19 protein-coding genes are annotated in these 21,176 nt (G+C 76.4%); 9 read left to right on the plus strand and 10 right to left on the minus strand.

Translation table 11 applies throughout. The features are described from left to right. Nucleotides 1-2: 2 nt before the first annotated feature. Nucleotides 3-785, minus strand: a complete 783-nt coding sequence (locus tag BLS82_RS11715; RefSeq protein ID WP_092866011.1) for a CDP-alcohol phosphatidyltransferase family protein — start codon at nucleotides 783-785, stop codon at nucleotides 3-5. A 112-nt stretch (nucleotides 786-897) separates the two neighbouring features. Between BLS82_RS11715 and BLS82_RS11720 the strand changes: the two genes are divergently transcribed. The 3 genes from BLS82_RS11720 to pth all read left to right on the plus strand — a co-directional run bounded on the left by BLS82_RS11720 (nucleotide 898) and on the right by pth (nucleotide 2,433). Next, complete coding sequence (locus tag BLS82_RS11720; RefSeq protein WP_218123855.1) at nucleotides 898-1,467, plus strand: arsenate reductase/protein-tyrosine-phosphatase family protein; 570 nt, start codon at nucleotides 898-900, stop codon at nucleotides 1,465-1,467. Nucleotides 1,468-1,583: 116 nt separating this feature from the next. Next, entirely contained in the window at nucleotides 1,584-1,841 is a 258-nt protein-coding gene (locus tag BLS82_RS11725) for a hypothetical protein (protein ID WP_092866016.1), read from the plus strand. Next, a complete protein-coding gene (gene pth / locus BLS82_RS11730) occupies nucleotides 1,834-2,433 on the plus strand; it encodes an aminoacyl-tRNA hydrolase (protein WP_092866019.1) in 600 nt (199 codons plus the stop codon). The genes BLS82_RS11725 and pth overlap by 8 nt, the downstream gene beginning before the upstream one ends. 96 nt (nucleotides 2,434-2,529) lie before the next feature. On the opposite strand, the gene BLS82_RS11735 is transcribed toward pth, so the two are convergent. From BLS82_RS11735 to BLS82_RS11750, 4 genes are all read right to left on the minus strand, one after another. Next, the gene (locus BLS82_RS11735; protein ID WP_092866022.1) at nucleotides 2,530-2,856 is read right to left on the minus strand and encodes a hypothetical protein; all 327 of its coding nucleotides are present in this window, start codon (nucleotides 2,854-2,856) and stop codon (nucleotides 2,530-2,532) included. 232 nt (nucleotides 2,857-3,088) lie between these two features. After that, entirely contained in the window at nucleotides 3,089-3,685 is a 597-nt protein-coding gene (locus BLS82_RS11740) for a hypothetical protein (RefSeq protein WP_092866025.1), read from the minus strand. A gap of 85 nt (nucleotides 3,686-3,770) precedes the next feature. After that, entirely contained in the window at nucleotides 3,771-5,522 is a 1,752-nt protein-coding gene (locus BLS82_RS11745; protein WP_092866028.1) for a DUF4012 domain-containing protein, read from the minus strand. After that, complete coding sequence (locus BLS82_RS11750) at nucleotides 5,519-6,916, minus strand: tyrosine-protein kinase domain-containing protein (protein ID WP_143028841.1); 1,398 nt, start codon at nucleotides 6,914-6,916, stop codon at nucleotides 5,519-5,521. Before BLS82_RS11750 ends, BLS82_RS11745 begins: the two co-directional genes overlap by 4 nt. Before the next feature lie 199 nt (nucleotides 6,917-7,115). Here BLS82_RS11750 and mfd point away from each other — a divergent pair, with 199 nt between their 5' ends. After that, the gene (gene mfd, locus BLS82_RS11755; RefSeq protein ID WP_092866034.1) at nucleotides 7,116-10,724 is read left to right on the plus strand and encodes a transcription-repair coupling factor; all 3,609 of its coding nucleotides are present in this window, start codon (nucleotides 7,116-7,118) and stop codon (nucleotides 10,722-10,724) included. 201 nt (nucleotides 10,725-10,925) lie between these two features. Beyond that, entirely contained in the window at nucleotides 10,926-12,278 is a 1,353-nt protein-coding gene (locus BLS82_RS11760) for a UDP-glucose dehydrogenase family protein (RefSeq protein ID WP_092866928.1), read from the plus strand. 34 nt (nucleotides 12,279-12,312) lie between these two features. On the opposite strand, the gene BLS82_RS11765 is transcribed toward BLS82_RS11760, so the two are convergent. Continuing rightward, complete coding sequence (locus BLS82_RS11765) at nucleotides 12,313-12,693, minus strand: phosphomannose isomerase type II C-terminal cupin domain (RefSeq protein ID WP_092866037.1); 381 nt, start codon at nucleotides 12,691-12,693, stop codon at nucleotides 12,313-12,315. A gap of 81 nt (nucleotides 12,694-12,774) precedes the next feature. Between BLS82_RS11765 and BLS82_RS11770 the strand changes: the two genes are divergently transcribed. The 3 genes from BLS82_RS11770 to BLS82_RS11780 all read left to right on the plus strand — a co-directional run bounded on the left by BLS82_RS11770 (nucleotide 12,775) and on the right by BLS82_RS11780 (nucleotide 16,052). Continuing rightward, nucleotides 12,775-13,539, plus strand: coding sequence for a MazG nucleotide pyrophosphohydrolase domain-containing protein (locus BLS82_RS11770; RefSeq protein ID WP_255378297.1), 765 nt, complete (start codon nucleotides 12,775-12,777; stop codon nucleotides 13,537-13,539). A gap of 63 nt (nucleotides 13,540-13,602) precedes the next feature. Beyond that, nucleotides 13,603-14,883 (plus strand): phosphopyruvate hydratase, encoded by a 1,281-nt coding sequence (eno, locus tag BLS82_RS11775; RefSeq protein WP_092866040.1) that lies wholly within the window; start codon nucleotides 13,603-13,605, stop codon nucleotides 14,881-14,883. A gap of 98 nt (nucleotides 14,884-14,981) precedes the next feature. Next, entirely contained in the window at nucleotides 14,982-16,052 is a 1,071-nt protein-coding gene (locus BLS82_RS11780; protein WP_092866043.1) for an alpha-hydroxy acid oxidase, read from the plus strand. Nucleotides 16,053-16,116: 64 nt separating this feature from the next. Here BLS82_RS11780 and BLS82_RS11785 read toward each other — a convergent pair whose 3' ends face one another. Genes BLS82_RS11785 through BLS82_RS11800 form a run of 4 tightly spaced genes read right to left on the minus strand, consistent with a single transcriptional unit; the run spans nucleotide 16,117 to nucleotide 20,117 of the window. Beyond that, entirely contained in the window at nucleotides 16,117-17,253 is a 1,137-nt protein-coding gene (locus tag BLS82_RS11785) for a glycosyltransferase (RefSeq protein WP_092866046.1), read from the minus strand. Then, nucleotides 17,247-18,530, minus strand: a complete 1,284-nt coding sequence (locus BLS82_RS11790; protein WP_092866049.1) for an NAD(P)H-dependent oxidoreductase — start codon at nucleotides 18,528-18,530, stop codon at nucleotides 17,247-17,249. Before BLS82_RS11790 ends, BLS82_RS11785 begins: the two co-directional genes overlap by 7 nt. Continuing rightward, on the minus strand, nucleotides 18,527-19,078 hold the full coding sequence (gene rfbC, locus BLS82_RS11795; RefSeq protein ID WP_092866052.1) for a dTDP-4-dehydrorhamnose 3,5-epimerase: 552 nt from the start codon (nucleotides 19,076-19,078) through the stop codon (nucleotides 18,527-18,529). Before rfbC ends, BLS82_RS11790 begins: the two co-directional genes overlap by 4 nt. Before the next feature lie 13 nt (nucleotides 19,079-19,091). Continuing rightward, nucleotides 19,092-20,117, minus strand: coding sequence for an NAD-dependent epimerase/dehydratase family protein (locus tag BLS82_RS11800; protein WP_092866055.1), 1,026 nt, complete (start codon nucleotides 20,115-20,117; stop codon nucleotides 19,092-19,094). A 197-nt stretch (nucleotides 20,118-20,314) separates the two neighbouring features. On the opposite strand from BLS82_RS11800, the gene BLS82_RS11805 reads away from it, so the two are divergent. Further along, entirely contained in the window at nucleotides 20,315-21,127 is an 813-nt protein-coding gene (locus BLS82_RS11805) for a glucose-1-phosphate cytidylyltransferase (RefSeq protein ID WP_092866058.1), read from the plus strand. The last annotated feature ends 49 nt before the right edge of the window (nucleotides 21,128-21,176 follow it).

The raw sequence follows: 21,176 nt of genomic DNA on the forward strand, positions 1-21,176 counted from the left end.
GCTCACGCGCTGCTCCCGTCCTGCGCCCGCTCGAGGGATCCGACCTGCCGGTACCACACCACCATCGACGCCGCCGCCAGGAGCGCGAAGCCGAGGGCGAGGAGGCCGTAGGCCCACCGGAAGAGCACCGGCGCACCGAGGGTGACGAACAGCAGGCACAGCACGCCGTAGTCGGTGGGCACCGAGGCCGCCGAGCGCAGCGCGGAGTGCCGGCGCGCCTCGCCGGAGGCCACCGCCGCCTGCCCGTCGCGGGCGCCGGCCAGGCGGCGCAGGTGGTCGTTGAGGATGATCGTGAAGAACCAGGTGCTGGCCACCACGGCGAAGGCGAGCGGCACCAGCAGCCACGCGTCCGAGGGCGGGGTGGGGCTGCGGTGGGCGCCGACGGCGACGGCGAGGTGCAGCGCCGGGATCTTGGCGGCGTCGACGACGTGGTCGAGCCACTCGCCCGCCAGCGACCCGCCGCCGCGCAGCCGCGCCAGCTGGCCGTCGGCGGCGTCCAGGGCGTAGCCCAGGACCAGCAGCGCCGCCACGAGCAGGCCCGTCCACCACGCCGAGGGCCCCAGCGCCACGGTCGCGATGCCGGCCGCCGTGCACAGGGCCGAGGCGGCGGTGACCTGGTCCGGCGTCAGGCCGAGCACGTGGGCGCCGGCGGCCAGCCGGCGCCCGAGCGGGCGGTTGACGAACCGCGAGTACGCCGGAGCCCCCTTGGCGCTCTTCTGCGCGCTCGACAGGCCGTCCAGGGACTGCCGGTACGAGGGCCGCGACGTCAGGACGGCGCTCCTCATGGTCCTCCCAGCTCGTGCGGCCCCGGGCGGGCGACCGCTCCTGCGAGGGTACGGGGCCCCGGCAGCTGGTGGCAGGCGCCGATCGGGTGGTGCGGACGGCTACCTTCCCAGAGTGAGCCCCGAGGCGCCCCAGGTGCTGGTCGTCTGCACCGGCAACGTGTGCCGGTCCCCGCTGGTCGAGCGCCTGCTCGCCCGCTCCCTGGCCGGGGCGGGGGTGCGGGTGGGCAGCGCCGGCACGCGGGCCCTGGTGGGCGAGCCGATGACGGCGCAGACCGCGGCCCTGCTCGAGCGCGCCGGCGGCGACCCGCGCGGCCACGCCGCCCGCCAGCTGGTGGAACCGCTCCTCGACGGCGTCGACCTCGTCCTCACCGCCACGCGCGCGCACCGCTCCGAGGTGGTGCAGCTGCGCCCGGCGCTGCTGCGGCGCACCTTCACGGTCCGCGAGGCCGGCCGCCTGGCCGCCCGGGTGGGCGCCGAGGTGCAGGGGAGCGGGCCGCGCGAGCGCCTGCTCGACCTCGTCGCGCGGCTGCCGCAGGCCCGCGGGCGCTGGCCGGTCACCGACGCCGGGCTGGACGACGTCGTGGACCCCTACGGTCGCGACGACGAGACCTACGCCCGCGCCGCCGCCCAGGCGGGGTCGGCCGTCTCCGCGCTGCTGGCGGTGGTCGCCCCGCAGGGCTGACGCGCTCGCGGGGCCCGGACCGGCGCCGCGCGGTGCCCGCCCACCGCCGGCGGCCGCTACGATGATCGGCCCGCTTCCCCTCCCGGGCAGGACGACGACCAGTCAGGAGCACGAGCATGGCGAGCGCGACCGCGGGGGAGGGTCCGGCCCTGGTCCGGTGGTTGTGCGCCGGCTGCGTCGCCGCCGTGCTCACCGCCCTGGCGCTGCTGGGGGTCGCCGGCCGGTACCCCGGGGAGGGGCCCGTCCTGTTCGACGTCTCCCACGACCACGGCGTCCACGCCGGTGACCTGGTCGTCGCCGCGGCCTGGCTGGGCTCCGTCGTCCTCCTCGGCCTCCTGGCGCGCCGGCCCCGCGTGCCGGCCACCCGTGGCTGACGGCGCCTGGCTCGTGGTCGGGCTGGGCAACCCCGGACCCCAGCACGCCCAGGACCGCCACAACGCCGGGGCGATGGTCGTCGACGAGCTCGCGACCCGCTCGGGCGCGGGCTTCAGGCCGCACCGGGCGCGGGCCCTCGTCGCGGAGGCCCGCCTCGGCGTCCTGCCCGGGGGGCGCCCCGGGCCGCGGGTGGTGCTGGCCAGGCCCACGTCCTGGATGAACGAGGCCGGCGGACCGGTCGCCGGCCTCGTCCGCTTCTACGGCGTCGACGTCGAGCGGGTGCTCGTCGTCCACGACGAGCTCGACCTCCCCTTCGGCGCCGTGCGGCTCAAGCGCGGCGGCGGCGAGGGCGGCCACAACGGCCTGCGGGACATCACCAAGGCGCTCTCGACCAAGGACTACGCGCGGCTGCGCGTCGGCATCGGCCGGCCCCCCGGTCGCACGGACCCGGCGGACTTCGTCCTGCGCGGCTTCTCCTCGACCGAGCGCAAGGAGCTGCCCTTCCTGCTCGGGGACGCCGCCGACGCGGTCGAGCTCGTGGTCACCGCCGGCCTGGACGCGGCGCAGCAGCGCTACCACGGCCCCCGCTGAGGCTCCCGGCGCCCAGGACGGCGCCCAGCACGGCGCCCAGCACGGCGCGGGCCCCGCCACCGCGTGGTGACGGGGCCCGCGCCGCGGTCGGTCGGGTCAGGCCGCCGACGCGGAGCTGCGGCGTCCGCCGCGCACGAGCAGGGCGCCGGCCACCACGAGCGCGGCCCCGCCGAGGGCCAGCCCACCGGCCTCGACGCCGGTGTGGGCCAGCGCGCTCGAGCCGGGAGCCGTCGAGGGCCGGGCGGCGGCGACGTCGGTCGCCGGCGCGGCCGTGGGCACCGTGGTGGTCGTCGCCGGCGGGGCGACCTCGCTGTACCCGTGGGCCAGCGCGCTCGGGGCCCAGGCGGCGGCCGCCAGGCCGAGCGCGGCGACCGTTGCGGCGACGCGGCGGGACCGTGCGGCGAGGGTGCGGGGGGCGGTCATGGCTGTGCCTCCTGGCATCGCGTGGATGATCATCGCCATGGTGGCAGAGCGTGACCCTCCAGGCAGCATCCGGAGGCCCTGAGGTGGCCGGTCGTGACGCGCAGCCATCCGTTCGGGGCAGCGGCCCGCCCTTCCCGCAGCGGGTGGTCACTTGCTGTGACTAACCGCTCTCATGCCGGAGGGGTGGCAGCCCACCGGGCTGCCACCCCTCCGGGCGGTCTCCGGCTGCGGCTCAGGCGCCGACGGCGCTGCGACGCCGGCCGCTGCGCACAAGGAGGGCGCCGACGCCCACCAGCGCGATCCCGGCGGCGGCCACGCCGCCCACCTCGGCGCCCGTGTGCGCGAGGCTGGCGGCGCTCGACCCGCTCCCGGCGGCCGCCGTCGTGCTCTTCCCGGCGGCGGCCGCGCCGGCCGCCGCGGCGGTGGAGCCGGTGCCCGACGTCGTCGACGCCGCGGTGGCGGCGGTGGTGGCGTGCCCGGCGGCCGGCGCGAGCGCCGCCGCGGCCAGCGGCGCGGCAGCGGCCTTCCCCCCGGGCGCCTCCTCGGGCCCAGGGCCGCTCTGCGGCCGGATCGCCGTGTCCGTCGGGGGCCGGACGATGCCCCGGACGTAGTCCGGCCTCGCCCTCTCGCCCGCGGCGTGCTCCGGCCCCGCCCAGGCGCCGCCCGCGGCGCGCTCCGGGCCGGCCCAGCCGCCCGCGGCGTGCTCCGGCTTCGTCCAGCCGCCCTCGGCGGCGGAGGCGGCGGGCGCGGCGCACAGGGCGGCCAGACCGATGCCGGCGGTCGCCAGGACGGTGCGGCGGACGCGCCCGGACGGGCGGGGGGGAGTCATGGACGTGGCCTCCGGGACTGGGCTGGACGGGTGAGTTCCGGCTGCATCGTGGCAGACGGCGCCCGGAGAGGAAAACCGGCTGCGCTCAGGAGCCGCAGGAGGCGGTGGAGACCTCCGCGTCGTCCACGAGCGGCTGGGTCAGCACGCGCTCGAGGGGGGAGGCGGCGCCGGAGAGGTCCACGTCGACGACGGTCTCGGCGTCGCGGGGGACCTGCACCTCGAACCGGGCGAGGGACCAGCCGCGCTCGGTGCCGGCGCTGAAGGCGACCGGCTGGCCGCCGACCCGCACCTGCGAGATGCCGCGCTGCGGCGGCACGTACAGCGCCACGAGGAGGGACTCCGTGGTCGCGGGCAGGCCGTCGACCTTGCTCGCGACGTACTCGGGCACGCGGGCGGGGGCGTCGTTGTGCAGGACCACCTGCATCGTCACCGGGCTCCCGGCGCAGCCGCCGGCGGTGCGGACCGCCTCGGTGAGGTAGTAGTCCAGCTTCGAGGCCGAGACGTTCGTCAGGTAGACCCCGGCGGTGTCCGGCGCGGGCTCGGGCAGGGCCCCGGACAGGCCGGCCCGCACGAGCGCGGCCTGCTCGTCCTCCCGGGCGCTCCAGGCCACCAGGTGCCCGTCGTCCGCGGCCTCCAGCAGCCCGCTCAGGCCCGCCGCGTCGAAGGCGCCGCCCCCCAGGGCCTCGGCGAAGGCCGTGCCGACCACCGCGGACAGGTACTCCTGGCGGGCGTCGTTGTCGGCGGCGAAGTCCTCGTACGCCTGGCGCAGCAGCACGTCGACGACGGTCTCGGCGCTGATGCTCGGGCCGCCCGGCACCACCACCTCGCCCTCCCCGGCCAGGAGGGGCGCGAGGCCGGAGGGGTCCACCGCCACGACGCCGTCCGGGGCGGGGCGCCCCTGGGCCTCCCACAGGTCGCTGAGCAGCAGGCCGGCGGAGGGGAAGTGGGGGCTGAGGTTGACGTTCTGGCTGTGGGCCACCTGCTCGGGCGGGTACAGCGCCGCGTGCTCGGGCCCGAGGTCCCGCACGGGGCCCTCCAGGTCCTCCAGGTCGTCGTTGGACCCGGTCTGCTGCAGGGAGGTGCGCCCGTCCTCGACGCCGACCAGCGCCCAGGCGCCGATGATGCCGCCGGTGGGGCGCAGCTCGGCGGTGTTCTGGAAGGCCACGAGGTAGGAGCGGGGCCCCTCGGCGCCCAGCGCCGCCGGCAGCACGGTCAGGGCGGACTCCGCCGCCTGCGCGGTGGTGGCCAGGTCGGTGACGGCTCCGCTGGCGGAGGAGACCGGGCCGGCGAGGGGGCCGGGCAGCCCCGCCGCGTCGACGCCCGCCATGCGCCGGCGCGCCTGCGCCAGGGCCGCCGCGGCCGGTCGCACCCGGTCCGCGACGTCCGCGAGGGCGGCGACGTCGACGCTGCCGTCCTCGCGCAGCAGGGCGCGGCCGTCGTCGGTGTCGATCACCACCCCGAGCAGGGGGAGCGCGCCCTCGCCGACGGCCTGGTCCGCGGAGGACACCGTCGTGCGCAGGGAGGCGACCACGCGCCCGGCGGAGCCGGGGGCGTGGGAGGCGAGGACGAGGGGCAGGGCCGACGCGGCGCGCTGCGCCCCGTCCAGCTCGGCGGCGGCCGCCTGCAGCGCCTCCCGCGCGGCGGGCAGGTCCTCCTGCTCGACGGCGGAGCGGACCTCCTCGACCCGGGTCTGGGCCGCCTGGGCGCGGGCGGCGGCGAGCGCCCCCGCGGCGGCGCCCCACCCGAGCAGGACGACGGCCAGCGCGCCGAGCCCCAGCAGCGCCCAGCCGAGCCGCCGGCGCGCGCGGCTGCCGGCCCGCGGCAGCCCGGCCGTCACCAGGCGCTCCCCTCCTGCGGCAGGTCGCGACCGCCCGGCTGCGGCTGGGAGGTGTACGAGTAGGTCCGGTACCCGTCGGCTCCCCGGGTGGGCAGCATCGTGAGGACCACACCGAGGACCGTCGCGTCCACCGCCGCCAGGGCCGCCAGGGCGCGCTCCAGCAGCGGTCGCCTCGTGCTGCCGCTGCGCACCGCGACCAGCACCCCGCCGACCACCTCGGCGAGCACCGCGGAGTCGGTGACCGGCACCAGGGGGGCGCCGTCGACGAGGACGACGTCGAAGCGCCCCTCCAGCTCCCGCACGAGCTTGGCCATCTGCTCCGAGGCCAGCAGCTCGCTGGGGTTCGGCGGCACCTGGCCGGCGGGCAGGACCGACAGCCTCGTCCGGTCGCCCCAGGGCTGCAGGACGTCGTCGAGCTGGGCGCGGCCGACCAGCACGGTGGTCAGGCCCACGCCCCCCTCCAGGCCGAGGTAGCGGGCCACCGACGGGCGGCGCAGGTCGCCGTCGACGAGCACGACGCGCGCGCCGGCGTCGGCGAGGCTGAGCGCCAGGTTCACCGCCGTCGTGCTCTTGCCCTCCCCCTCGAGGGAGGAGGTGACGACCACGGACTTCGCGCCGTTGGTCGCCGTCGCGAACTGCAGGTTGGTGCGCAGCCGGCGGAAGGACTCCGCGAGCGGGCCCTGCGGGTCGTCGACGACCACGAGGGGGTGCCTGCGCGCGGACGCGTCCTGCGGGACGGCGGCCAGCAGCGGGACGGACAGGGCGCTCACGTCCTCCTCGCCGCGCACCCGCGTGTCGAGGACCTCGCGCAGCAGCACGACGGCGACGGCGGCGCCGAGGCCGAGCACCAGCCCCAGCGCCAGGTTCAGCTCCTCGCGCGGCCACGCGGGGCTGCTGGGCACGACCGCGCCCTGGGTGCTCGTGATGCGCACCGGCGCCGCCGTCGCGGCGTCGGACGGCTGCTCGAGAGTCCTGACCACCTCGATGAGGGACGCGGTGACGGCCTCGGCGATGGTCGCCGCCTGCTCGGGGGAGGGGTCGGTGGCGGTGATGTCGATGAGGACGGTGCCGGCCGGCGCCACCGCCTCCACCCGCTGCGCCAGGGCCGCGGGCGTGGTCTCCAGGCCGAGGTCGGCGATGACGGGGCCGAGCACGCTCTGGCTGGTGGCGATGTCGGCGTAGGACTGCACCCGCGCCTCGGCGAAGTTGCCGCCCTGCAGCAGGTCCGAGCCGGAGTCGCCGGTCTGGGCGGAGACGAACAGCTGGGTCGTCGCCCGGTACTGCGGCGTGGCGAGGAGGGTGGCGGCGGCGGCGGCGGCCACGCCGAGCACGGTGATGACCAGGACCGAGAGCCACCGCTTGCGCAGGATGCGCATGTAGTCGCCGAGCTCCACGCCCGCTCCCTCCACCTGGCTGCGCGAGCGCTGCGCGCTGCGTCCTCGACAGGACGGCCCCGTCCCGCGGCGTCCCCGTGTGCACCCGCGATGGTAGGGGCGCCCGCCGCGGGTGCCCGCCGTGCAGCGCCGCCGCGCCGCAGCGTGCACCCGCCCGGCGCAGCGGCGCCGTCCCCCGGGCGGCCTACCCTTGGACACCGTGCTGCTGACCGGAGTCCTCACCGCCCTGTCCGAGGACGCCGCCCTGCGCCGCGCCGTGGAGGCCGCCCGCGCCGGCGACGTCGCGCTGCTCGACCTCGCCGCGCCGCCCGGGGCGCGCCCCGCCGCGCTGGCCGCGCTGGCGGGCCCGGGGGAGACCGACCGGCCCGGCGCCGAGCGGCCCGTCCTGGCCGTCACCGCCACCGGCCGCCAGGCGGAGGACCTCGCCGCGGCGCTGCGCTGCTACCTCGACCCGGCGTCCGTGGTCGAGTTCCCCTCCTGGGAGACGCTGCCGCACGAGCGGCTCTCGCCGCGCTCGGACACCGTCGGCCGCCGCCTGGCCGTGCTGCGCCGCCTGGCGCACCCGGGGGCGCTGGGCGCCGAGGACGGCCCGGTGCGGGTCGTCGTCGCCCCCGTGCGGGCCGTGCTGCAGCCGCTCGTGAGGGGCCTGGGCGACCTGGAGCCGGTGGCGCTGCGCGCGGGGGACCGGGTGGACCTCGAGGACGTCGTCGACCGGCTCGCGGCGGCCGCCTACACGCGCACCGACATGGTCGAGCGGCGCGGGGACTTCGCCGTGCGCGGCGGCATCCTCGACGTCTTCACCCCCACGTCCGACCACCCGCTGCGGATCGAGCTCTTCGGCGACGAGGTCGAGGAGGTGCGCGCCTTCGCCGTCGCCGACCAGCGCTCCCTGCACGTGGTGCCCGAGGGGCTGTGGGCGCCGCCGTGCCGCGAGCTGCTGCTCACCGACGCCGTGCGCGAGCGCGCCGCGGGCCTGAAGGCGTCGCTGCCCGGCGCGGCGGAGATGCTCGACAAGCTGGCCGCCGGCATCGCGGTGGAGGGCATGGAGTCCCTCGCGCCGGCCCTCGTCGACGGCATGGAGCCGCTGCTCGACGTCCTGCCCGAGGGCACCCACGTCGTCCTGCTCGACCCCGAGCGCGTCCGCAGCCGCGCGCACGACCTCGTGGCCACGAGCGAGGAGTTCCTCGCCGCGGCGTGGTCGTCCGCCGCCGTCGGCGGCCAGGTGCCCGTCGACCTCGGCCTGGACCGGGCCAGCTACGCCACGCTCGCCGCCACCCGCGCGCACGCCCTGGCCACCGGCACCCCGTGGTGGTCGCTCACCTCCTTCGCCGCCGACGCCGACCTGGAGGACTCCCGCGCGGACGGCGCCGAGGTGCTCGCGCTCGGCGCCCGCGAGGTCGAGGGCTACGGCGGGGACGTGCCCCGGGCGCTGGAGGACCTGCGGGCCCTGGCCCGCGACGGCTGGCGCGTGGTGGCCACCACCGAGGGCCACGGCTCCGCGGACCGGCTCACCGAGGTCCTCGCCGGCGCCGACGTCCCGGCCCGCGCGGTGGCCTCCGTCGACGCCCCGCCGCCGCCGGCGGTGGTGGAGGTCACCACCGCCTCCGCCGGGCACGGGTTCGTCGCCCCGTCCCTGCGGCTGGCGCTGCTGACCGAGGCGGACATCCTCGGCAAGGCGGGCCCGGCGTCCACGAAGGACATGCGGCGCCTGCCGAGCCGGCGCAAGAACGCCGTCGACCCCCTGCAGCTGCGGCCCGGGGACTTCGTCGTCCACGAGCAGCACGGCGTGGGCCGGTACGTGGAGATGGTCCAGCGCACCCTCGGCGGGGCCACGCGGGAGTACCTGGTGATCGAGTACGCGCCGTCCAAGCGCGGCCAGCCGGGCGACCGCCTCTTCGTGCCGACCGACACCCTCGACCAGGTCACCCGCTACGTGGGCGGGGAGGCGCCGGCGCTGAACAGGATGGGCGGCGCGGACTGGGCGAAGACCAAGGGCCGCGCCCGCAAGGCCGTGCGCCAGATCGCCGGCGAGCTGATCAAGCTGTACTCCGCGCGGATGGCGACGCAGGGCTACGCGTTCGGCCCGGACACCCCCTGGCAGCGGGAGCTGGAGGACGCCTTCCCCTACGTCGAGACCCCCGACCAGCTGGTGACGATCGACGAGGTCAAGGCCGACATGGAGCGCACCGTGCCCATGGACCGCCTGGTCTGCGGGGACGTCGGCTACGGCAAGACCGAGATCGCCGTGCGGGCCGCCTTCAAGGCCGTGCAGGACGGCAAGCAGGTCGCCGTCCTCGTGCCCACGACGCTGCTGGTGCAGCAGCACCTGGAGACCTTCTCCGAGCGCTTCGCGCCCTTCCCCGTCACCGTGCGCGCCCTCTCGCGCTTCACCTCGGAGCGGGAGGCGCGGGCGACGAAGGAGGGCGTCGCCGACGGCGGCGTGGACGTCGTCATCGGCACCCACCGCCTGCTCTCGGGGGAGGTGCGCTTCAAGGACCTCGGCCTGGTCGTCGTCGACGAGGAGCAGCGCTTCGGCGTGGAGCACAAGGAGCTGCTCAAGCAGATGCGCACCAACGTGGACGTGCTCGCGATGAGCGCGACCCCGATCCCGCGCACCCTGGAGATGGCCGTCACCGGGATCCGGGAGATGTCGACGCTGGCGACCCCGCCGGAGGAGCGCCACCCGGTGCTCACCTACGTCGGCGCCTACGACGAGAAGCAGGTCGCCGCCGCGGTGCGGCGCGAGCTGCTGCGCGAGGGCCAGGTCTTCTACGTGCACAACAAGGTCGAGTCCATCGACCGGACGGCGGCGCGCCTGGCCGAGCTCGTGCCCGAGGCCCGCATCGCCACCGCGCACGGGAAGATGCCCGAGCACCGCCTCGAGGAGGTCATCGTCGACTTCTGGGAGAAGCGCTTCGACGTCCTCGTCTGCACCACCATCGTCGAGACCGGCCTGGACATCTCCAACGCCAACACGCTGATCCTCGAGCGCGCCGACCTGCTGGGCCTGAGCCAGCTGCACCAGCTGCGCGGGCGGGTCGGCCGCGGCCGCGAGCGGGCGTACGCGTACTTCATGTACCCGCCGGAGCGGCCGATGACCGAGACCGCCCACGACCGCCTCGCCACCATCGCCCAGCACACCGACCTCGGCTCGGGCATGCAGGTGGCGATGAAGGACCTGGAGATCCGCGGCGCGGGCAACCTGCTCGGCGGGGAGCAGTCCGGCCACATCGCCGGCGTCGGCTTCGACCTGTACGTGCGCCTCGTGGGGGAAGCCGTCGCCGAGTTCCGCGGCGACGGCCCGACCCCGACCGAGGAGGTCAAGGTCGAGCTGCCGGTGGACGCGCTGCTGCCCCACGACTACGTCCCGCACGAGCGTCTGCGGCTGGAGGCCTACCGCAAGCTCGCCGCCGCGGCCAGCGAGGAGGACGTCGACGCCGTGCGCGCGGAGCTGGTGGACCGGTACGGCGAGCCGGGGGAGCAGGTGGAGAACCTGCTCGCCGTCGCCCGCTTCCGGGTGCACGCGCGCCGCGCCGGCGTCACGGAGGTCAGCGTGCAGGGCAACCACGTCCGGTTCGCGCCGGTCGAGCTGCGCGAGTCCCAGCAGCTGCGCCTCAAGCGCCTGCACCCCGGCACCCTCGTCAAGCCGGCGGTGCGCTCGATCCTGGTGCCGCGGCCGACGACGGCCCGCGTCGGAGGGCGCCCGCTGCGCGACGCGGAGGTCCTGGAGTGGGCGCGCGGGCTGCTGGACGCCGTCGTGCTCGACGGCGCGGACGTCGCGACGCGCGTCGCCACGGCAGCCGGGTGAGCGCCGCTCCCGCCCGCCGCGCCCACGGTCCGTGCAGCACTGCTCGCATCGGGTGAAGCCGGCGGGACGGGCCCGCGCGCCCCTGGTGCCCGGCCGGCGGGTGGCTACGCTGGCCGGGGCCGACGGGGGCCGGAGGAAGGCCGAGCCGCAGCCCGCGCGCCCGGCGTCTGATCGACAGCCGGACCAGAGGAGACAGCAGTGATGGACTCGACCGACGTGAGCGCGCCGTCCGGAGGCGGTGGGTCGCAGCTCACGGTGGGCGTCGTGGGGCTGGGGTACCTGGGCGCCGTCCACGCCGCGTGCATGGCCGACCTGGGTCACCGCGTCGTCGGGTTCGACGTCGACGAGCGCAAGGTCTCGGCGCTGCGCGAGTCCCGCGCGCCCTTCTTCGAGCCCGGGCTGGAGGACCTGCTCGCCCGCACCGCCGGGGAGTCCCTGCTGTTCACCACCGAGCCGGCCGAGCTCAAGGGCGCCGACGTCGTCTTCGTCTGCGTGGGCACCCCGCAGCGCAAGGGGGAGCTCGCCGCGGACACCAGCTACGTGGTCTCGGCCGTGCAGACCCTCGCGCAGGTCCTCGACGCCCCGGCGCTCGTGGTCGGCAAGTCCACCGTGCCCGTGGGCACCGCCGCACGGCTGGCCGACCTGCTGGCCGAGAGCGCCCCGCACCTGGAGCTGGCGTGGAACCCCGAGTTCCTCCGCGAGGGGCACGCGGTCCAGGACACCCTGTCCCCGGACCGCCTCGTCCTGGGCGTCGCCTCCGCGCGGGCGGAGGCCCTCCTGCGCCGCGTGTACGCGAGGCCGATCGCGGCCGGGACGCCGGTCCTGACCGCGGACTACGCGACCGCGGAGCTGGTGAAGGTGGCCGCCAACGCCTTCCTCGCCACGAAGATCTCGTTCATCAACGCGATGGCGGAGGTCTGCGAGGCGGCCGGCGCGGACGTGTCCGTGCTGGCGGACGCGATCGGCTACGACGACCGGATCGGGCGCAAGTTCCTCTCCGCCGGCGTCGGCTTCGGCGGCGGCTGCCTGCCCAAGGACATCCGCGCCTTCATGGCCCGGGCCGGCGAGCTGGGCGCGGACCAGGCCCTGACCTTCCTGCGCGAGGTCGACGCCATCAACCTGCGGCGGCGCTCGAAGATGGTCGACCTCGCCCGCCAGGCGTGCGGCGGCTCCTTCGTGGGGCGCAAGGTGGCGGTGCTCGGCGCGGCGTTCAAGCCGCACAGCGACGACATCCGCGACTCGCCGGCGCTCAACGTCGCCGCCCAGGCGCGCCTGCAGGGCGCCGACGTCGTGGTCACCGACCCGGCCGCCGTGGACAACGCCCGGCGGCTGTGGCCGGACCTGTCCTTCGCCGCGACGCCGGAGGAGGCGTGCTCCGGTGCGGACGTCGTCCTGCTGCTCACGGAGTGGCCCGAGTACGTGGCCCTGGACCCCGCGGCCATCGGCTCCCTGGTGCGCGAGCGCGTGGTCATCGACGGCCGCAACGCCCTGGACCCGGCCGCGTGGCGCGCCGCCGGGTGGTCCTACGCGGGCCTCGGCCGCCCGCGCGCCTGAGGAGCACGGGCGGCCGAGGCGCGCGGGCGGCGCCTCAGCGGCTGTAGTCGTCGTCGAGGCGCTCGATGTCGCTCTCGTCGAACGCGCCGAAGGCGATCTCGAGGACCCGCCCGGCGCGCGTGCCCGGGTTGCCGAGGCGGTGCAGGCAGCCGCCGGGCACGAAGACGCGCTCGCCGACCTGCGCGGTCCAGGTGCGGTCGCCGACCTGCACGTCCATCGGCACGTCGAGCACCTGCCACAGCTCGTCGCGGTGCCCGTGCCGCTGCAGGCTCAGCCGGTGCCCGGCCTCGACGGTGATGAGCTTGACCGTCACCGGCTCGTTGCGGCAGAACTGCTGGAACCGCCCCCACGGGCGCTCGTCGAGGAGGACCTCGTCCTCCCGGGAGGCGGCGGTGCGGGCCGTGTCGGTGCTCACGTGCGCTCCCCGGGGTCGGCGTCCGTGCCAGTGTGCCGGACGCCGGCGCCCCGGGGAACGACCGCGGAGGAGGAGCACCTGGTGAGCGGAGGAGCGGGCGCGCACGCGCAGCCGCCGGGCGGCGAGCGCCCCGTCGACGCGGACGCGCTGGGCGCGGTGGCGGACCTGGTCGCCGTGGTCGACCGGCTGCGCTCGCCGGGCGGCTCGCCCTGGTACGCCGCGCAGACGCACGCCAGCCTGCTGCGCTACGTCCTGGAGGAGGCGCACGAGGTCGCCGAGGCCGTTGGCGCCGGCGAGCGCACGGGGGAGTGGGACGACCTGCGCGAGGAGCTCGGCGACCTGCTGCTGCAGGTCGTCCTGCACGCGCGCCTGGCCGCCGAGCACGACGGCGCGCCGTTCGGGCTGCGGCAGGTCGCCGAGGGGGTGGCCGCCAAGCTGCGCCGGCGCCACCCCCACGTCTTCCCCGGCGCGGGCGCGGGCGCGGCGGGCGCGGCGGCGGGACGCGCGCCGCGGACGGCCGCCGAGGAGGAGGCCGCGTGGGAGCCGCGCAAGGCGGCCGAGAAGAGCGCGCGGGCGTCCGCGCTGGACGGCGTCCCCGCGGCCCTGCCCGCCCTGCAGCGCGCGCAGCAGGTGCTCGAGCGCGCGCAGGCCGCCGGCCTGGTGCCCGCGCCCGAGCCCGCCGCGGACCTGCGCACCCCCGCGCAGGTCGGGGAGCACCTGCTGCGGGTCGCCGCCGCCGCGCGGGCGGCCGGCGTCGACGCCGAGGGCGCGCTGCGCTCGGCGCTGCAGGCGCAGGAGGCCGCGCTGCGCGAGCGCGAGGGCGCCCGGGCCCGCGCGCGTCGCTAGGCTGCCGCGCGCGGCCGCTCCGCCCGGCGCGCCCCAGCCCACCCAGCACCCGGAGGTCCCCGCATGGCCACGATCGAGGCCGTCGGCGCCCGCGAGATCCTCGACTCGCGCGGCAACCCCACCGTCGAGGTCGAGGTCGCCCTCGACGACGGCACGATCGCGCGGGCCGCGGTGCCCTCGGGCGCCTCCACGGGCGCCTTCGAGGCCGCCGAGCGCCGCGACGGCGACGCCGAGCGCTACTCGGGCAAGGGCGTGCAGCAGGCCGTCGACGCGGTGATCGACCAGATCGGCCCGGAGCTGCTGGGGTTCGAGGCCAGCGAGCAGCGCCTCGTCGACCAGGCGATGCTCGACCTCGACGCCACCGAGAACAAGTCCTCCCTGGGCGCCAACGCCGTCCTCGGCGTCTCCCTGGCGGTGGCCCGCGCGGCGGCGGACTCCGCGTCCCTGCCGCTGTTCCGCTACGTCGGCGGCCCGACCGCGCACGTGCTGCCGGTGCCGATGATGAACATCGTCAACGGCGGCGCCCACGCCGACACCGGCGTCGACGTGCAGGAGTTCATGGTGGCCCCGATCGGGGCCCCCAGCTTCCGCGAGGCGCTGCGGTGGGGCACGGAGGTCTACCACGCGCTGAAGTCGGTGCTGAAGCGCCAGGGCCTGGCCACCGGCCTCGGCGACGAGGGCGGCTTCGCCCCCGACCTGGGCAGCAACCGGGCGGCGCTGGAGCTGATCTCCCGGGCGGTGGAGGAGGCCGGCTTCGGCCTCGGCAGCGACGTGGCGCTGGCCCTGGACGTCGCGGCGAGCGAGTTCCACCGCGAGGGCGCCTACGCCTTCGAGGGCTCCGCCCGCACGAGCGAGCAGATGATCGACTACTACGCCGAGCTGATCGACGCGTTCCCCCTGGTCAGCATCGAGGACCCCCTCGACGAGAGCGACTGGGAGGGCTGGACCGCCATGACCTCCTACCTCGGACGGCGCGTGCAGCTCGTCGGCGACGACCTGTTCGTCACGAACCCCGCTCGCCTGGCCCGCGGCATCGAGGCCGGCGCCGCCAACGCGCTGCTGGTCAAGGTCAACCAGATCGGCACCCTGACCGAGACCCTCGACGCCGTGGCGCTGGCCCACCGCAGCGGCTACCGCTGCATGATGAGCCACCGCTCCGGGGAGACCGAGGACACCACCATCGCCGACCTGGCGGTGGCCACGGACTGCGGGCAGATCAAGACCGGCGCCCCGGCGCGCTCGGAGCGCGTGGCCAAGTACAACCAGCTCCTGCGCATCGAGGAGGAGCTGGACGACGCCGCGCGCTACGCCGGGCGCGGCGCCTTCCCGCGCTTCGCCGGCTGACGCGCGGCCCGGCTGCCGGCCCTCGGGTGCGCGGCCGGGCTCGCCCGTCCGGGTGTCGAGCCCGGAGCCGGGGCCGCGGCGTCCCTAGGGTGTCGGCCATGGGGCTGCAGCTGCTGGAGGACCAGGCGGAGTCAGCTCGCGCGCTCCTCGCGCCGGAGGTCCTCTCCTACTACGACGCCGGCGCGGGCGACGAGGTCACGCGGGTCGAGAGCGAGCCGGCCTGGGCCGGCTTCCGCCTGCGCCCGCGGGTGCTGCGCGACGTCGAGACGGTGTCCACGGCCACCACCGCCGCCGGCGTCGCGCTGGCGCACCCGGTCGGCGTCGCGCCGATGGCCTTCCACGCCCTGGCCGACCGGGACGGGGAGGTGGCCACCGCGCAGGGCGCCGGGCGCAGCGGCGCCCTGCTCGTGCTGTCCACCCGCTCCTCGCGCTCGCTGGAGGACGTCGCCGCCGCCGCGAGCGGCCCGTGGTGGTTCCAGGTGTACGTCATGAAGGACCGCCGCCTGACCGAGTCCCTCGTGCGCCGGGCGGCGGCCGCGGGCGCCGGCGCGCTGGTCCTGACCGGGGACACGCCGTACGTGGGGTTAAAGCGGCGCGTGTCGGGGACCCGCCTGGCGGTGCCCGACGACCACTTCCTGGTCAACCTGGCCGCGCACGCGGTGCCCGGCCAGAGCATCACCGCCCAGCGAGCCGCCGCCGAGCAGGACCCCGCGGTCGACCTGTCGACCATCCGCTGGCTGGCGGAGGTCTCCGGGCTGCCGGTCCTCGTCAAGGGCGTCCTGCGCGGCGACGACGCGGTGGCGTGCCTGGAGGCCGGCGCGTCCGGCGTGGTCGTCTCCAACCACGGCGGGCGCCAGCTCGACCGCGCGCTGCCCAGCGCGCTCGCGCTCGCGGAGGTCGCCGGCGCGGTCGCCGGGCGGGGCGCCGTGCTCGTCGACGGCGGCCTGCGCTCGGGCACCGACGTCCTGGTCGCGCTCGCCCTGGGCGCCGACGCGGTGCTGCTGGGGCGCCCGGTGCTGTGGGCGCTCGCCTCCGGCGGCGCGGACGGGGTGGCCGCCTGCGTGGGCGCGGTGCGCTCCCACCTGGAGCACGTGATGGCGCTGGCCGGAGCGTGCCGCCTGGACCAGCTGGGCCCCGACCTCGTCGTCGCGCCGCGCGCGCCCGGCTGACGACGGCGGCCGGGTTGACGACGGGTGCGGCGGGAGCCCGGCCGGGCTCCCGCCGCACCCGTCGTCAACCCGAGGAGGTGCTGGTGGTGCGGCGCCGGCGCCGGGGGAGGTGCCCCTCCAGCAGCGCGACGGCCGGGCCCAGGCCGCCGCCGCGGGCCATCGCCGCGTCGATCGCCCGCTGCATCGCGGGGGCCACCGCCGCCGGGGTGTAGCGGGCCAGCGCGGTCGCGCGGGCCGCCGCGCCGACGCGCTCGCGCTCGGCGGGGTCGGCCAGGCGCCGCAGCACCGCCACCAGCGCGGCGCGGTCCCCGTGGGGGACGACGGGCACGCCCGGCCCGGCGGCCCAGGGCAGGGGCCCGGTGTCGCTGACGACGACGGCGCGCCCGGACAGCATCGCGTCGACCAGCTTCAGGGGCAGCTGCGCGTGCGCGTACTTCTCCGGGGCGCTGGCCACCACGACGACGTCGCTGGTGTCCAGCATGCGCCGGGTGCCGGTGGTCCTGCTGCCCACCCACTCCTCCCACGGGCGCGGGTCCGCGGGCGGCTCGTGGGTCACCCGCAGGCGCCACCCCTCGCCGGCCAGCTCGGCGACGGCGTCGCGCAGCTCGTCCACGCCCTTGTAGTCCCGCACCGTGCCGATGAACCCCAGCACCGGCCGGTCGCTGGTGTGGGGGGCGCCGGGCCCGGGGTCGCGGCGGGGGTGGGGGACCAGCTCGCCGCCGTACCACGCCTGCAGCACCGGGTTGGAGACCGTGGTCGGCAGCAGGCGGGCGACGTGCCGCAGCTGGTGGCGCCGCACGGTCAGGCGGGGGTCGGCGACCAGGCGGCGCAGCTGCTCGCGCACCGGCAGGTAGGTGGTGCGCACCTCCTGCTCCGGGTCGTCGACGTCCGCCAGCAGCGGCACCCCGTGGCGGTGCGCCAGCCTCAGGGCGAACCCCAGGCTGTTCGACAGCGGCTTGACCGCGAGGAGCAGGTCGGTGCCGGTCGCGACGACCTCCTCCAGCCCGGCCACGTCCACGAACGAGAACGTGCGCGCGAAGGGGGTGTCCCGCACCGGGACCCACAGCTGTCCGCCGCGCATGGACACCGAGCGGGGGGTGTGCCCGAGCTCCTCGAGCACGGCGGTCAGGGCCTGCGCCCTGGCCACGGCGCCCGTGCCCGCGTTGTGCACCAGGAGCGTCACGCGCAGCGGGGTCACCACGAGCGTCCGTCCTGCGCGGCGCGCAGCTCGTCGACGACGCGCCCGACCGGCACCCGCACCTGCTCGTAGCCGATCACCGCGTCCTTCGGGACGTCGACCGCCAGCGTGCAGCCGGGCGCCAGGCCCAGCGGCAGCAGCCGCTGCTCGCGCGCGACGCCGGCGTCCTCGGCCTGGCCGTAGACGTGGTAGCCGCCGAGCCCGTCGATGACCGTGCCGGCGCGCAGGTCGGTCTTGGCGGTGGTGAGGACCTCCACGCGGGGGCCGCCGGCGGCGACCAGCGCGGCGTCCCCGAGGTCGACGGCGCGCACCACGGTGCTCGGCACCTCGAAGTGGCACAGGTGGTAGGGCGTGTAGAAGGAGTACAGCGGCCCCTGGCCCAGCTTGTACAGGTCCAGGTAGTGGCGCTGCTTGGGGTCGTCGTGGGTGGCGAGCACGTACACCCCCGGGCTCGGCCTCGCGCCGACGACGTAGTCGACGACGCCGCCCAGCGCGCGCAGCTCCTCGACGTCGTAGCGGCCGGTCAGCCCGTCGACGTGACCGGGGTGGTCCCAGCCGTTCATGCCCCGCGCCGGGACGGTCAGGCCCCAGGCGTTGGCCACGACCGCCTGCTCGAAGGAGATCTTCGTGCCGTCGGCGAAGCTGGTGACCATCCACGGGTCCTGGCCCCACCGCTCGGCGAAGGCGGCCTGGGTGGTCGGGGTGCGGTAGGGGTCCTGCAGGCCCTTGATGTTGCCGGCCACCAGCGGGGTGGCACCGATGCCGCGCACGAAGCGCAGCAGGTTCACCTCCACCCCCGGCTGGTCGCCGTCGGCGCCGGTGAAGACCACGCCGGCCCGGGCGGAGCGGCGCGCCAGCTCCGGGCCGACGGTGGCGTCGAGCTCGGCGTTCATCGTCACCACCGGCGTGCCGGCGTCGAGGGCCGCCAGGGTCACGCGCGCCCCGTGCTCGACGGCGCCGGTCACGTCGACGACGCAGTCGACGCCGTCGGCGCCCACGAGCTCGAGGGCGTCGGCCACGACCGCCGGCGTCCCCTCGCGCACGGCGCGCTCCAGCGCGGCGCGGGAGTCGACGACCTTCGCGGCGACCCCCGCCTCCTCGTAGGCGCGCAGGCCCTTGGCCTCGGTGCGGTTGGCGATCGCCACGAGCTCCATGCCGGGCGTGCTGTTGACGATCTGGTTGGCCAGGCCGCGGCCCTGGAACCCGGCGCCGACCATGCCGACGCGGATCGGGCGCCCCTCGCGCTGGCGGCGCTGCAGGACGGTGTCGACGAGGATCACCGGGGGGCCTCCCCGCCGACGTCGGCCAGCAGCGGCCAGGAGGCGTCCTTGGCGGAGACGACCTCGACCGGCACGGGCCAGGACAGGCCGAGGTCGGGGTCGTCGTGGCGCAGGCCGCGCTCGACGCCGGGGGTGTAGGGCGCCGAGACGTTGTAGGTGACCTCGGTGCGGTCGGCGAGGGTGATGAACCCGTGGGCGAACAGCGGCGGCACGTACAGGGCGGTGCGGTTGTCCTCGGTCAGCTCGACCGAGACGTGCTGCAGGTAGGTCGGCGAGCCCGGCCGCACGTCGACGACCTGGTCGAGCACCGCGCCGCGCGTGCAGCGCACGAGCTTGGCCTCCGGGGCGGACTCCAGCTGGTAGTGCATCCCGCGCAGGGTGCCCCTGCGCTCGTTCCAGGAGATGTTCGCCTGCACCAGCTCGGTCTCGAGCCCGGCCTCGGCGAAGGCGTCGCGGTCGAAGGAGCGCGCGAAGAAGCCGCGCTCGTCGGTGCGCGGGTCGATCCGCACGATCGCGACCCCGGCGACGGGTGTGGTCTCGATGCGCATCAGGCGGCCCTCCTCACCGGGTGGTCCAGAACAGGTCGGCGTCGACCTGGCCGGTGCCGAGCAGGTGCTCCAGCTGCTTGAGGCGGGTGTGCCCGCGACCGGTGAAGGTCGCCTCGTCGAGCTGGATGCGCTCGAAGACGTCGTGCAGCTGCTGCGCGCCGCGGCGGGCGTCCCACCGGCACTCGAACCCCGGGAGGACCTCGCGGATCTTCGTGAAGTCCACCTCGTAGCTGCGGTTGTCCGCGCTGGCGGGGCCGAAGCTGAGCTCGCAGCCGGGGAACTCCTCCGCGATGATCCCGGCGATCTCGCGCACCTGGTAGTTCTGCTCGTCGCTGCCCACGTTGAGCACCTGCCCGCGCACGTCGTCCTCGGGCGCGGCGAGGACCAGCCGGATCGCCTGGGCGATGTCCAGGCCGTGCACGAGCGGGCGCCACGGGCTGCCGTCGCTGTTCATGGCGATCCTCCCCGTCGTCCACGCCAGCCCGGCGAGGTTGTTCAGGACGATGTCGAAGCGCATGCGCGGGGAGGCGCCGAACGCGGTGGCGTTGCGCAGGAAGGTGGGCGCGAAGGACCCGTCCGCCATCGCCGCCACGTCGCGCTCCACGCGCGCCTTGCAGATCGCGTAGGCGGTCTGGGGGTTCACCGGCGAGGTCTCGTCGACCCTGCCCTCGGCCACGCCGTACACCGAGCACGAGGACATGTAGACGAAGCGGCGGACGCCGGCCGCCCGGGCGAGCTCGGCCAGGCGCACCGAGCCCCCGTGGTTGACGTCGTAGGTCACCTCGCCGAGCAGGTCGCCGAGGGGGTCGTTGGACAGCTCGGCCATGTGCACCACGGCGTCGAAGCCGGCGAGGTCGGAGGCCTCCAGCTCGCGCACGTCGCGCGCCAGCGTCGCCACGGACCCGGCGACGTCGTGGTAGAGCCACCCCGCCTTGTAGTAGCCCGTGTCGACGCCGAGCACCTCGTGGTCGTCGGCCACCAGCAGGGGCGCCAGCAGGCACCCCAGGTAGCCCTCCGTACCCGTGACCAACACCTTCACCGCAGAACACCCACTCGAGACGTCGTCGGGACCGGGCTCCAGCCCGTGGACGGGCACACCATGCCAGCCGCGCGCCGCGGCGGGTCTTCTCGGGCGCCCGAGAAGACCCGTTAGGGCCAACCGTGCGTGCACGCCCCCGCGCGGCTCTGCCAGGGTGACCGCCGGCCGGCACTGACGCTCAGATCGAGGAGGACAGGATGACGAACGAGGCACCTCTCGCCGATGTCCCGGTGGTGATCCTCTGCGGCGGGATGGGCACCCGCCTGAGGGAGGCCAGCGAGAAGCTGCCCAAGCCGCTCGTGGACATCGGCGGAAAGCCGATCCTGTGGCACATCATGAAGACCTACAGCCACTTCGGGTTCCGCCGCTTCGTGCTGTGCCTGGGCTACAAGGGCGACCTGATCAAGGAGTACTTCCTCTCCCAGCGCTCGCGGCTGAACGACTTCACCCTGGTCCTGCACGGCGGCGGCGAGCCGGAGTACCACACCGCCCTGGACACCGAGGACTGGGAGATCACCTTCGCCGAGACGGGGCTGACCACCGCCACCGGGGCGCGGATCAAGCGCGTCGCCCACTACCTGGACGCCCCGCGCTTCGCCCTGACCTACGGCGACGGCATCGGTCCGGTCGACCTCCCGGCCCTGTTCGCGCAGCACACCGCCTCCAAGCGCCTGGGCACGCTCACCGGCGTGCACCCGGCGGGCCGCTACGGCGAGATGCAGATCAGCGGCGACGCCGTGGAGCAGTTCAACGAGAAGCCGAGCACCCAGACCGGCTACGTCAACGGCGGCTTCTTCGTCTTCGAGCGCGAGTTCGTCGACAAGTACCTCGACGACGACCCCTCGGAGATGCTCGAGCACGCGCCCCTGGGCCAGCTGGCCCGCGACGGCGGCCTGGGCATCTTCCGCCACGAGGGCTTCTGGATGGGCATGGACACCTACCGCGACTGGACCGAGCTGAACCACCGCTGGGACTCCGGGGACGCTCCGTGGAGGGTGTGGCGAGACTGAGGCGAGCGGCGCGCGCACGCCGCGGGCGCGAGGACTCCTCGCGCCGCGC

The sequence above is a fragment of the Quadrisphaera sp. DSM 44207 genome (assembly GCF_900101335.1).
Classification (GTDB): domain Bacteria; phylum Actinomycetota; class Actinomycetes; order Actinomycetales; family Quadrisphaeraceae; genus DSM-44207.